Genomic DNA, 12,457 nt, shown 5'->3' on the forward strand with positions numbered 1-12,457 from the left:
GGCTCAGCGCTCGCGGTGGGCGAGGTAGTAGCGGATCAGGCCCTCGGTCGAGGAGTCCTCGCCCGCGATCGCGGCCTCATCGCCGGCGACGGCGCCGGCGAGATCCTTCGCGAGCTGCTTGCCGAGCTCCACCCCCACTGGTCGAAGGAGTTGATCCCCCACACCACACCCTGCACGAAGGTGATGTGCTCATACAGCGCGATCAGCTGGCCCAGCACCGACGGGGTCAGCTGCGGGGCCATGATCGAGGTGGTGGGGCGGTCGCCGGAGAACTCCCGGGCCGCGACCAACGGGCCCTCGGTGCCCTCGGCGCGGACCTCGTCGGCGCTCTTGCCGAAGGCGAGCGCCTTGGTCTGGGCGAAGAAGTTCGCCAGGAACAGCTCGTGGACGTCCTGCTCGCCGTCCTTGAGCGCGTGGTTCGGGGTCGCGAAGGCGATGAAGTCCGCCGGGACCACTCGGGTGCCCTGATGGATCAGCTGGTAGAAGGCGTGCTGGCCGTTGGTGCCGGGCTCACCCCAGAAGACCTCGCCGGTCTCGGTGGTGGCGAGCGAGCCGTCCCAGCGCACGGCCTTGCCGTTGGACTCCATCGTGAGCTGCTGGAGGTAGGCGGGGAAGCGGTGCAGGTACTGGGAGTAGGGGAGCACCGCGTGCGTCTCCGCCTCCAGGAAGTTCACGTTCCAGATGTTCAGCATGCCCATCAGCAGCGGCACGTTCTGGGCCGCCGGGGCGGTGCGGAAGTGCTCATCCATCGCGTGGAAGCCATCCAGCAGCTCCTCGAAGGCGTCCGGCCCCAGCACGGTCGCCAGCACCGTACCGATCGCGGAGTCCACCGAGTAGCGGCCGCCCACCCAGTCCCAGAACCCGAAGGCGTTGTCGGGATCGATGCCGAAGGCCTCGACCTTGTCCAGCGCCGTGGAGACGGCGACGAAGTGCTTGGCTACGGCCTCCTTCTCCTGCTCTGCGGTGAGGCCCGCGTTCTCCCGCAGGGCGCCCAGCAGCCACTGCCGCACCAGGCGGGCGTTGGTGAGGGTCTCCTGCGTGGTGAAGGTCTTCGACGCGACGATCACCAGGGTGGTCTCGGGATCGAGATCCTTCGTGGTGGCGTAGGCGTCGGTGGGGTCGATGTTGGAGATGAAGCGGGCCTCGAGACCGTCCTGGGCCAGGGGCTTCAGCGCCTCGTAGACCATCACCGGCCCGAGATCGCTGCCGCCGATGCCGATGTTCAGCACGGTCTGGATCCGCTTGCCGGTCACGCCGGTCCACTCACCGGAGCGGACCTTGTCCGCGAAGTCGTAGACGCGGTGCAGCGTGCCTCGCACGTCCTCATCGATGTTCTGGCCATCCACCACGAGGGAAGGGGAGGAGCCCGCCGGGCGGCGCAGCGCGGTGTGGAGCACGGCGCGGTCCTCGGTGGTGTTGATGTGGGCACCGGCGAACATCGCGTCGCGCCGCTCCTCGACACCCACCTCGCGTGCCAGCCGCAGCAGCAGCTCCGAGGTTTCGGGCGTGATCAGGTTCTTGGACAGATCGACGTGCAGATCGGCCGCGGTGTGCGTGAAGCGCTCCGCACGCTGCGGATCGGCGTCGAACCACTCACGCAGGGAACCGTCGAGGGCGAGGTTGTGAGCCTCGAGCTCGGCCCAGGCGTCGGTGGAGGTCGGGTCGATGGGGGCGGAGGGTGAAGAAGGAGCAGTCATACAGCCATTGAACACTGCGGGACGGGACAAGGGGAGTCGTCCAGTCAGTTCCCTCTGCCCGGTGACGTGCGACGGAACCCCGCCGAGACCTAAGCGTTACCACCAGGTGGATTGCAGTTGACTTTTAAGGGTGCACACTGGATCGGTGCCGCACAATGATCGTGCGGCTCACGAACCCGAGTCATCCCAGGAGTCTCCATGGCCTTCTCACGTCGATCAATGATGCTGGGCACCGCTGCCGGCGGTGCCGCTCACCCTTGCGGCCTGCGGCGGCGGCGATGACGGCGGCGGCGCCGGCAACGGTGGTGACGGCGGTGGCACCGGAGAGCCGATCTTCGCGAACACCACCGAGCCCGAGAACCCGCTGATCCCCACCAACACCGGCGAGGTCGGCGGCGGTCGCATCATCGTGATGCTCTTCGCCGGGCTGGTCTACTACACGGCGGACGGCACCGCCGAGAACGATCTCGCGGAGTCCATCGAGTCCGAGGACAACCAGAACTGGACCATCAAGATCCGTGAGGGCCTGACCTACTCCGACGGCTCCACCCCGATCACCGCGCAGGACTTCGTCAACGCCTGGAGCTTCGGCGCCAACGCTGCCAACGCCCAGCTCGGCCAGTACTTCTTCGAGCCCTTCGAGGGCTATGACGAGCTCTCGGCCGAGGGCGTCGCCGCCGACGCCACGCTCTCCGGCCTGGAGGTCGTGGACGACACCACCTTCACCGCGCGTCTGGTCTCCGCGCAGTCGGACTTCCCGACCCGCCTGGGCTACTCCGCCTACATGCCCCTGCCGCCGACCGCCTTCGACGACATCGACGCCTACGGCGAGGCCCCGCTGGCCAACGGCCCGTACAAGCTCGAGTCCTGGACGCACGACCAGTCGCTAGTGCTCGTGCCCAACGAGTCCTACGACGGCCCGCGCGCCCCGCAGAACGCCGGGATCACCTTCACGGTGTACCAGGACCCGGAGACGATGTACCTCGATCTGCAGTCGGACAACGTCGACGTGGTCGATCAGCTCCCTGGCTCGGCACTGGCCACCTTCGAGGACGACCTCGGCGACCGGGCCGTCAACGCACCCGGCGCCGTGTTCCAGTCGATCACGCTGCCGGGGTACGACCCGAACTTCGAGGGCGAGGCCGGTCCGCTGCGCCGCCAGGCGCTCTCCCGGGCGATCGATCGCCAGTCGATCTGCGACAACCTCTTCTTCGGCACCCGCACCCCGGCCACCGATTTCGTCTCCCCGGTGATCCCCGGCGGTGGCGCGACCGACCTCCCCGGCGCGGAGGTGCTCGAGTTCGACGAGGCCGAGGCGAAGAAGCTGTGGGAGGAGGCCGAGGCGATCAAGCCCTTCGAGGGTCCCCTGACTCTCGCCTACAACGCCGACGGCCCGCACTCGGACTGGGTCGAGGCTGTCTGCAACTCGCTGACCAACGTGCTCGGCATCGAGGCGAAGCCCACCCCGTTCCCGGCCTTCGGCGAGATGCGCGAGCAGATCCGCAAGCGCGAGCTGATGGGCACCTGGCGCTCGGGTTGGCAGGCCGACTACCCCTCGGCCTACAACTTCCTGGGCCCGCTCTACGGCTCCGCCGCGGCGGACGGCAAGGGCTCAAACGACGGCGACTACAAGAACCCCGAGTTCGACCAGCTGCTCGCCGACGGCCTCGCGGCCGAGTCCGAGGACGAGGCGATCGCCCTGTGGCAGGAGGCGGAGGCGCTGCTCATCCGCGACCTGCCCGTCCTTCCGCTCTGGTACCAGAACACCATCGGCGGCTTCTCCACCCTCGTCTCCGACGTGGAGTACGGCTGGGACACCGTGCCGCTGTACCACCAGATCACCAAGTGATCGGCTGACCCCCTCGGCGACAGCGGGAACCGGCTCCGTCCGGTTCCCGCTGTCGCACGCCCGGCACCGCCGGGCCGTCCCGCAGGCCTGGCGGGCCCATCCACATACCGAAAGGGATCGACGTGATCTGGTACATCGGGCGGCGACTGCTGCAGATGATCCCCGTCTTCCTCGGCGCCACCCTGATCGTCTACCTGATGGCGTTCTACACCTCGGGTGACCCGATCCTCGCCCTGGCCGGCGACAAGCCGATCTCCCCGGCCGTCGAGCAGCAGCTGCGCGAGCAGTACAACCTGGACCAGCATGTCCTCGTCCAGTGGTTGCTCTACCTCAAGAGCGTGCTCACCTTCGACCTCGGCGTCGGATTCAACGGGCGGCCGATCTGGGACCAGATCGCCGCGGCGTTCCCCACCACCATGAGGCTCGCGATCATCGCGGTCGTGGTCGAATCGATCTTCGGGATCATCGCCGGCGTGATCTCCGGTCTCCGCAAGGGGAAGCTGATCGACACCACGCTGCTGATGCTCTCCCTGCTGCTGATCGCCACGCCGACCTTTGTGCTCGGCTTCCTGGCCCAGTTCGTGTTCGGTCTGCAGCTCGGCATCTCCCCGATCAACGTGGGCCGCGACCCGTCCTGGGTGAACCTGTTGCTGCCCGGCTTCGTGCTCGGCGGCGTCTCCTTCGCCTACGTGCTGCGCCTGACCCGCACCTCGATCGCCGAGACCGCGACCGCCGACCACGTGCGCACCGCGACCGCCAAGGGCCTCACGCGCGGGGGAGTGGTGAGCAGGCACATCCTGCGCAACTCCCTGATCCCCGTGGTCACCTTCATCGGCGCCGACCTCGGCGCCCTGATGGGCGGCGCGATCGTCACCGAGCGCGTCTTCAACATCCCCGGCATCGGCACGCTGCTGTTCAGCTCGATCACCAGCGGCGAGGCTCCGATGATCGTGTCCCTGGTGACGCTGCTGGTGATCATCTTCCTGCTCTCCAACCTCGTCGTGGACCTGCTCTACGGCCTGCTCGACCCGAGGATCCGCTATGCCAAGTGACGCCCTCCCCACCCGCCGCCCCCGGTCGGAGCACTGGGTCGCACCGCTGGACGAGACCCCGCTGCAGGCGGTCGACGCGGCCGACACGACCTCCACGCCCCGCTCCCTGTGGGCAGAGGCCGGGCACAGCCTGGTGCGCAACCCCGTCTTCGTCATCTCCGCGCTGCTGATCCTGTTCGTGCTGTTCGTCGCCGCCTTCCCGCAGGTATTCACCTCGCAGGATCCTCGCTACGGGAACCTCTCGATCGCGAACCAGCCCCCGGGGTCCGAGCATCCCTTCGGCACCTCGCGCCAGGGGTACGACATCATGGCCCGCACCTTCTGGGGTGCCCGCACCTCGGTGATCATCGGGTTCTTCGCGATGCTCGGCTCGACCCTGATCGGCGGGATGATCGGCGCGCTCGCCGGCTACGTCGGCGGCTGGTTCGACGAGGTCCTCTCGCGCATCACCGACGTCTTCTTCGCGGTCCCCCTGGTCCTCGGCGCGATCGTCGTGGCGACCCGCCTGGGCGAGATGAGCCTGTGGACCGTGATCGCCGTGCTGAGCGTGTTCGGCTGGACCAACGTCGCCCGCATCATGCGCGGCGCAGTGATCTCGACCAAGAGCCAGGACTACGTCACCTCCTCCATCGCGCTGGGCGCCTCGAGCCCCTCCGTGCTGTTGCGGCACGTGATCCCCAACGCGATCGCGCCGGTGATCGTCACCGCGACCGTGAACCTGGGCGTGTTCATCGTCGCCGAGGCGACGCTGTCGTTCCTCGGCGTGGGCCTGCCGGCGAACGCGGTCTCCTGGGGCGGCGACATCTCCGCCGCTCGGGACGCGCTGCGCACGCAGCCGTCGATGCTGTTCTACCCGTCCGTGGCGCTTGCGGTGACCGTGCTGAGCTTCATCATGCTCGGCGACGCCGTGCGCGACGCCCTGGACCCGAAGGCGAGGAAGCGATGACCACCACCTCTGTGACCCCCGGCTCCGCAGGCGCCCCCGCGAACCGCGACCAGCCGCTGCTGGAGATCCGCGACCTCGAGATCACCTTCACCACCTCGAACGGGCCGGTGAAGGGCGTGCGCAGCGCCAGCCTCGAGGTGTACCCCGGCGAGACCGTCGCGATCGTCGGCGAATCCGGCTCCGGCAAGTCGACGACCGCGATGGCGATCGCCCACCTGCTGGCCAAGAACGGGACGATCACCGGTGGGCAGATCCTCTTCGAAGGCCGCGAGATCACCCACCTCCCCGAGAAGGAGATCCGGGTACTGCGCGGCGACCAGGTGGGACTCGTTCCGCAGGATCCGATGAGCAACCTCAACCCCATGTGGCGGGTGGGCTCCCAGATCCAGGAGACGCTCCAGGCCAACGGAGTCGCCAAGGGTTCCGCGGCCAAGACCCGCACCGTCCAACTGCTCGAGGAGGCAGGGCTCGGCGACGCCGAGCGCCGTGCGCAGCAGTACCCGCACGAGTTCTCCGGCGGCATGAAGCAGCGGGCCCTGATCGCGATGGGTCTCGCCGCGCGGCCGAAGCTGCTGGTCGCCGACGAACCCACCAGTGCCCTCGACGTCACCGTCCAGCAGCAGATCCTCGACCATCTCGACACCCTCACCGAGGAGCTCGGGGTCGCGGTGCTGCTGATCACTCACGACCTCGGCCTCGCCGCCGAGCGGGCGCAGCATCTGGTGGTCATGTACAAGGGGAGGGTCGTCGAATCCGGGCCCGCGCTCCAGCTGCTGCAGAACCCGCAGCACCCGTACACCAAGCGCCTCATCGGCGCGGCCCCTCACTCGCCTCCCGGCGACTGGTCTCCGGGACGCAGCGCGCCGAGATCCGCGAGCAGGCGCAGGAGGCTGCGCACACCGCCGCCGATGCACCCGCGACGTCCGCCATCAGCCCGGAGCTCGGCTACGGGGAGGTCGACCCCGGCGCCGTGATCCAGGTGCAGAAGCTCACCAAGTCCTTCCCGATTCGCAGCAAGGTCCCGTGGCGCTCCACCCCGTTCCTCGCGGTGGACGACGTCTCCTTCCAGATCGCACGCGGCACCACCACGGCGATCGTGGGGAATCCGGGTCGGGCAAGTCGACCGTCGCCCAGATGGTGCTCAAGCTCCTCGAGCCCACTGAGGGCCGGGTGCTGTTCAAGGGCAAGGACGTCACCACCTACAAGGGACGCGAGCTGAAGACCCTGCGCCGCAAGGTGCAGCCGATCTTCCAGAACCCCTACGGCACGCTGGACCCGATGTACTCGATCTACCGCACGATCGAGGAGCCTCTGCGCCTGCACGGCATCGGTGACGCGAAGAGTCGGGAGGCGAGGGTCTGCGACCTGCTCGACAAGGTCGCACTGCCCTCGGCCATGATGCGCCGCTACCCCAACGAGCTCTCGGGCGGGCAGCGCCAGCGCGTGGCCATCGCCCGCGCCCTCGCGCTGGACCCCGAGGTCGTGATCTGCGACGAGGCCGTCTCCGCACTCGACGTGCTGGTCCAGGCCCAGGTGCTCGAGCTGCTCAACGATCTGCAGGCGGAGCTGGGGCTGTCCTACCTCTTCATCAGCCACGACCTCGCCGTGGTCCGCCAGATCGCGGACAACACATTGGTCATGGAGAAGGGGAAGGTCGTCGAGCAGGGCACCACCGACGAGGTGTTCCACTCCCCGCAGCAGGACTACACCAAGCGCCTGCTCGCCGCGATCCCCGGCGGCTCCATCCCTCTCGCAGGTTCGGAGACCATCGACATCACGGCGCCCGAAGGCCTGACGGATGAGGACCAGCCCCACGGATACGACGCCGGACCGGAGGACGACGAGCCGATCGATCCGTTCGCGAGTGCCGAACACGTCTGAGCCGACATCGAGAGGACGACAGGGGCCGCGAGTGTTTCGCGCCGCAGCGCGTCGAAGGTCTCACCTTCGACCCGGTGGCAGGCGGGCCGCTGGCGGATAGACTCGTCTGGGCCCTGGAGCGGGTCGCACTCGCTGTGCGACCGGGCGCTGCTCGGTCCCCGCCCGCCGCGCAACCTGAAACGAGCACCTGCGTATGACCATCCAGCACCGCACCGATCTGCGAAACGTCGCCATCGTCGCCCACGTCGATCATGGCAAGACCACCCTGGTGGACGCCATGCTCACGCAGGGCGGTGCCTTCGGCGACCGCGACAACCATGGCGATCGGGCGATGGACTCGGGTGAGCTGGAGCGCGAGAAGGGCATCACCATCCTCGCCAAGAACACGGCGATCCGGTACGTCGGCCCCTCGGCCGCCGCGATCGGGGAGCCGGACGGCATCACCATCAACGTCATCGACACCCCGGCCACGCCGACTTCGGCGGAGAGGTCGAGCGCGGCCTGTCGATGGTCGACGGCGTCGTGCTGCTGGTGGACTCCTCCGAGGGCCCGCTCCCGCAGACCCGCTTCGTGCTGCGCAAGGCGCTCGCCGCGAAGCTTCCGGTGATCCTCGTGGTCAACAAGGTGGATCGTCCCGACGCCCGTATCGAGGCGGTCGTCGGCGAGGCCACCGACCTGCTGCTGGGCCTGGCCTCGGATCTCTCCGAGGAGATGGACGACATCGACCTGGACGCCGTGCTCGACGTGCCGGTCGTCTACGCCTCCGGCAAGGCCGGGCGAGCCACCACCACTCAGCCCGCCGACGGCACCCTCCCCGAGGAGGAGGACGTCGAGGCGCTGTTCAAGACCATCCTCGAGTCGATCCCGGCCCCTGTCTACGACGATGAGGTGCCGCTGCAGGCGCACGTCACCAACCTCGACGCCTCCCCGTTCCTGGGCCGCCTCGCGCTGCTGCGGATCAAGAACGGCGAGCTCAGCAAGGGCCAGCACGTCGCCTGGTGCACTCAGGACGGCACCACCAAGCAGGTCAAGATCACCGAGCTGCTGGAGACCAAGGGCCTCACCCGTGAGCCGATGACCCGGGCCGCGCTGCCCGGCGACATCGTCGCCGTCGCCGGGATCCCCGAGATCATGATCGGTGAGACCCTCGCCGACGCCACGGACCCCCGCCCACTGCCGCTGATCGCCATCGACGACCCGGCGATCTCGATGACCATCGGCATCAACACCTCCCCGCTGGCCGGCAAGAACGGCAAGGGCCACAAGCTCACCGCCCGCCAGGTCAAGGACCGTCTGGAGTCCGAGCTGGTCGGCAACGTGTCGCTGAAGGTGCTGCCCACCGAGCGTCCCGACGCCTGGGAGGTGCAGGGCCGCGGCGAGCTGGCGCTGTCGATCCTGGTCGAGCAGATGCGCCGTGAGGGCTTCGAGCTGACCGTCGGCAAGCCCAAGGTGCTCACCCGCGAGATCGACGGCAAGATCCACGAGCCCGTCGAGCGGATGAGCATCGACGTCCCCGAGGAGTACCTCGGCACCGTCACCCAGCTGATGGCGTCCCGCAAGGGCCGCATGGAGACCATGAGCAACCACGGCTCCGGCTGGGTGCGCATGGAGTTCGTGGTGCCCGCCCGCGGCCTGATCGGCTTCCGCACCCGGTTCATGACCGAGACCCGCGGCAACGGCATCGCCTCCTCCTACTCCGACGGCCACGAGCCGTGGATGGGCGAGATCGTGTTCCGTTCCACCGGCTCCCTGGTCGCCGACCGCGCCGGGGCCGTGACCCCGTTCGCGATGATCAACCTCCAGGAGCGAGGCTCCTTCTTCGTCGAGCCCACCTCCGAGGTGTACGCCGGTCAGATCGTGGGGAGAACTCCCGCAACGAGGACATGGACGTGAACATCACCAAGGAGAAGAAGCTGACGAACATGCGCGCCGCATCGTCGGACTCCTTCGAGAACCTGGTGCCGCCGCGCCGCCTGACCCTCGAGGAGTCCCTCGAGTTCTCGGCGGAGGACGAGTGCGTCGAGGTCACCCCTGAGGTCATCCGCATCCGCAAGGTCGTCCTGGACGCCAACGAGCGCCGCCGGGCCACCTCGAAGGCCAAGTCGGGTAAGTGAGTCGGTGACCACGCAGCAGCGCGCGACGGGGTCGGCCCGCAGGGTCGACACCGACTCCCTCGCGGCCCGGCTCGCCCAGGCCGCGATGGCGATCGTGCTCACGATCATCTCGGTGCTGCTGCTGGTCACCACCCACCGGCTTGAGCTCGCAGTGCTCGGGCTCGATATTCCTGCAGGGCTGCTGTTCGGCGCGGCGTTCCAGGCGGTCACCTGTGTCTTCCTGTGGGCTGCGACCGGGACGAGGTTCCCGCTGCTGGTGGTCGGCTGCCTCTGGCCCGTGCTGGCGATGCCCTTCCTCGGCGAGAGCGTCGGCGGTGGGGTGATGATGCCCGCGATGCTGGGCACGGTGCCCCAGTACTCGGGCTGGATCGTGCAGGGTGTCGGGCTGCTGATCCCCTTCCTCGTCGTCGGCCTGCTCACCGTGGCGCGTCGGCGCCGCGCCCGGGCGCGCTGAGCCGATGACAGCCGCGAACCGTCCGGACTGGGCGACGATCCCCAACCTCGTCACCCTGGTGCGCTTCGTGCTCCTGGCGCCGGTGTGCCTGCTGCTCCTGGACGGCCCCGACACGCTCGCCGTGGTGCTGCTGCTGGTGTGGGCTTCGACCGACTGGGTCGACGGGATGCTGGCCCGTGCGCTGGACCAGACCAGCCGGACCGGTGCGATCATCGATCCGATCGCCGACCGGGTGGGGCTCGTGGCGATCGTGCTCTCCCTGGCGGTCGCGGACCTGCTGCCCTGGGCTGCGCTGGCGATCATCCTGGCCGTCGACGTGGCGATGGTCGCACTCGCCACCCAGGCGGCGCTGGGCGGCCGGATCTCGGTCTCCTGGCTCGGCAAGATTCGCACCTTCGTGCTGATGAGTTCCGTGTTCCTGCTGGTCGCGGCCGCGGCCTGGGTGCCCTCGCTGGTCCCTGCGGCGCAGGTGCTGTTCTGGGTCGGGGTGGTGCTGCAGGTGGTCTCAGGGGCCGACTACATCATCAGGGCGCGGCGGGCCCCCGCCGACGCACCGGCGGCGGAGGAACCTCTTTCGCCGCGATGACGAGCGCCCGCGGCACGCTCACCTCACCGCGCCGCGTCATCACCCGCACCGCGGTCTCATCGGTGCCGAAGATCGTCCCCAGCGCATCGGACATCGATTCCCCGTGCGGGGCGGACTCGCGATCGATTGCGTAACGCAGCACCACCCTGCGACCTTCGAGGAGGAAGGGCGCCCAGCCGGCGCGGACCCGGTCACCATCGTGCTCAGCCATCACCCGAGGCTATCCACCCCTCCTGGGCGCGGCGCCCGCGCGGTCTGTGCATCCCGTCACCTCCGTCGCTCCGCGCCCTGCCGCGCAGTTCACGACGCAGGCGGGATGAGATGATGGGCCCGTCTCCGACGGAAGGAAGCCGCTCATGACGTACGTCATCGCCCTGCCCTGTGTCGACGTCAAGGACCGAGCCTGCGTCGACGAGTGCCCTGTGGACTGCATCTACGAGGGCAACCGGATGCTGTACATCCAGCCCGACGAGTGCGTGGACTGCGGAGCCTGCGAGCCCGTCTGCCCCGTCGAGGCCATCTACTACGAGGACGACACCCCGGATGTGTGGGCCGAGTACTACAAGGCCAACGTCGAGTTCTTCGATGACCTCGGTGCCCCGGGCGGTGCGGCGAAGATGGGCGTGATCGACAAGGACCACCCGATCATCGAGGCGCTGCCCGCGCAGCCCAACCCCTGGGCTGAGCTGTGGCCGTCCCCGTCGCCTCCCGCCGAGGGCTCGCCCAGCGCCTGCCCGAGTTCCCCTGGGACGCGCTCATCCCCGCGAAGCAGCGTGCCGCCGCTCACCCAGACGGCATCGCAGACCTCTCCGTGGGTACGCCCGTGGATCCCACCCCACGCTCCGTGCAGGAGGCACTCGCCGCCGCCGCGGACAGCCCCGGCTATCCGACCACGATCGGCACCCCCGCACTGCGCGAGGCGCTCGTGGACTTCGTGCGCCGTCATCGAGGCGCTCCGGACTCGCTCGGGGTCGACGGCGTGCTGCCGACCGTCGGCTCCAAGGAGCTGGTGGCGCACCTTCCCTTCCAGCTCGGCATCGGGCCGGGGAGGCCGTCGCGTTCCCGCACATCGCCTACCCGACCTACGACATGGGCGCCCGCTTCGTCGGCGCGGAGTCGATGCCGCTGGACATGGTGGCGCTGGCCGCCCACGGCGACGCCGCGCTGCCGGACCCCTCCGCCCTCGATCGGATCCGCCTGCTGTGGCTGAACTCGCCCTCGAACCCCACCGGTGAGGTGCTGGACGTCGAGCAGCTGGCCGCGATCGTGGGCTGGGCGCGCGAACGCGGGATCATCGTCGCCTCCGACGAGTGCTACGCATTGCTTCCCTGGACCGTGGACGAAGCCCCCTCCGTCCTCGACCCGCGCGTCAACGGCGGCTCCCTCGAGGGCCTGCTGTGCGTGTACTCGCTGTCCAAGCAGTCCAACCTCGCCGGCTACCGGGCGGCCTTCGTGGCCGGCGACCCGTCGCTCGTCGGCGAACTGACGGCTGTGCGCAAGCAGGCCGGGATGATGCTTCCCGGACCGCTCCAGGCAGCGATGACCGCAGCGCTCGGCGACGATCTGGCCCCTGCCGCCGCGCAGCGTGAGATCTATCGCGCTCGACGCGAGCTGCTCGAGCCGGCACTGGTCGCCGCGGGCGGGACGATCCACGGTTCCCAGGCTGGCCTGTATCTCTGGACCACCTTCGGCGAGGACGCGATGACCAGTGTCGAACGCCTCGCAGAGAGCGGCGTGCTGGTGGCTCCCGGGATGTTCTATGGTGTCGGTGGCGGGACTTTCGTGCGGGTCGCACTCACTGCGACCGATGAGCGCATCGCCTCCGCCGCCCGGCGCCTCGAGCGCCTCTGAACCCCGGTGCCCCGCGCCGCTGCCGAT

Annotated in this window: 6 protein-coding genes and 5 pseudogenes; 9 read left to right on the top strand and 2 right to left on the bottom strand. The window is 69.0% G+C overall.

All coding sequences use genetic code 11. The annotated features are described in order from the left end of the window. Positions 1-3: 3 nt before the first annotated feature. Positions 4-1,697, bottom strand: a pseudogene (gene pgi / locus H3H54_RS06680) (glucose-6-phosphate isomerase). A gap of 244 nt (positions 1,698-1,941) precedes the next feature. Between pgi and H3H54_RS06685 the strand changes: the two are divergent. The 7 genes and pseudogenes from H3H54_RS06685 (at position 1,942) to H3H54_RS06715 (ending at position 10,579) form a co-directional block, all read left to right on the top strand. Next, positions 1,942-3,546: an ABC transporter substrate-binding protein gene (locus tag H3H54_RS06685; RefSeq protein ID WP_262426006.1), complete on the top strand. Its 1,605-nt coding sequence runs from the start codon at positions 1,942-1,944 to the stop codon at positions 3,544-3,546. 122 nt (positions 3,547-3,668) lie between these two features. Beyond that, positions 3,669-4,598 carry an ABC transporter permease gene (locus tag H3H54_RS06690; protein ID WP_262426007.1) on the top strand — a complete coding sequence of 310 codons (930 nt, stop codon included), beginning with the start codon at positions 3,669-3,671 and terminating at the stop codon, positions 4,596-4,598. Continuing rightward, the gene (locus H3H54_RS06695; protein ID WP_262426008.1) at positions 4,588-5,544 is read left to right on the top strand and encodes an ABC transporter permease; all 957 of its coding nucleotides are present in this window, start codon (positions 4,588-4,590) and stop codon (positions 5,542-5,544) included. The genes H3H54_RS06690 and H3H54_RS06695 overlap by 11 nt, the downstream gene beginning before the upstream one ends. Further along, positions 5,541-7,425: pseudogene (locus H3H54_RS06700) on the top strand (dipeptide ABC transporter ATP-binding protein). Before H3H54_RS06695 ends, H3H54_RS06700 begins: the two are co-directional and overlap by 4 nt. A 193-nt stretch (positions 7,426-7,618) precedes the next feature. Further along, positions 7,619-9,539 (top strand): annotated as a pseudogene (typA, locus tag H3H54_RS06705) (translational GTPase TypA). 4 nt (positions 9,540-9,543) lie between these two features. After that, positions 9,544-9,993: a hypothetical protein gene (locus H3H54_RS06710; protein ID WP_262426009.1), complete on the top strand. Its 450-nt coding sequence runs from the start codon at positions 9,544-9,546 to the stop codon at positions 9,991-9,993. 4 nt (positions 9,994-9,997) lie between these two features. Beyond that, a complete protein-coding gene (locus tag H3H54_RS06715; RefSeq protein WP_262426010.1) occupies positions 9,998-10,579 on the top strand; it encodes a CDP-alcohol phosphatidyltransferase family protein in 582 nt (193 codons plus the stop codon). Here the strand turns inward: H3H54_RS06715 and H3H54_RS06720 are convergent. Then, positions 10,518-10,790, bottom strand: coding sequence for an acetyltransferase (locus H3H54_RS06720; protein ID WP_262426011.1), 273 nt, complete (start codon positions 10,788-10,790; stop codon positions 10,518-10,520). The genes H3H54_RS06715 and H3H54_RS06720 overlap by 62 nt on opposite strands. Before the next feature lie 145 nt (positions 10,791-10,935). Here H3H54_RS06720 and fdxA point away from each other — a divergent pair. Continuing rightward, positions 10,936-11,247, top strand: a pseudogene (fdxA, locus tag H3H54_RS06725) (ferredoxin); the annotation flags it as partial. Between the two features lie 20 nt (positions 11,248-11,267). After that, a pseudogene (gene dapC, locus H3H54_RS06730) lies at positions 11,268-12,430 on the top strand (succinyldiaminopimelate transaminase). Positions 12,431-12,457 lie beyond the last annotated feature (27 nt).

Origin of the sequence: Brachybacterium sp. Z12 (assembly GCF_014400405.1) — a bacterium.
In the GTDB taxonomy this organism is placed as follows: domain Bacteria; phylum Actinomycetota; class Actinomycetes; order Actinomycetales; family Dermabacteraceae; genus Brachybacterium.

What these genes read in the sequence shown, in the direction of transcription:
- H3H54_RS06720 (WP_262426011.1), bottom strand. Translation starts at nt 10,790, where the DNA reads ATGGCTGAGCACGATGGTGACCGGGTCCGCGCCGGCTGGGCGCCCTTC.
- H3H54_RS06695 (WP_262426008.1), top strand. Translation starts at nt 4,588, where the DNA reads ATGCCAAGTGACGCCCTCCCCACCCGCCGCCCCCGGTCGGAGCACTGG.
- H3H54_RS06715 (WP_262426010.1), top strand. Translation starts at nt 9,998, where the DNA reads ATGACAGCCGCGAACCGTCCGGACTGGGCGACGATCCCCAACCTCGTC.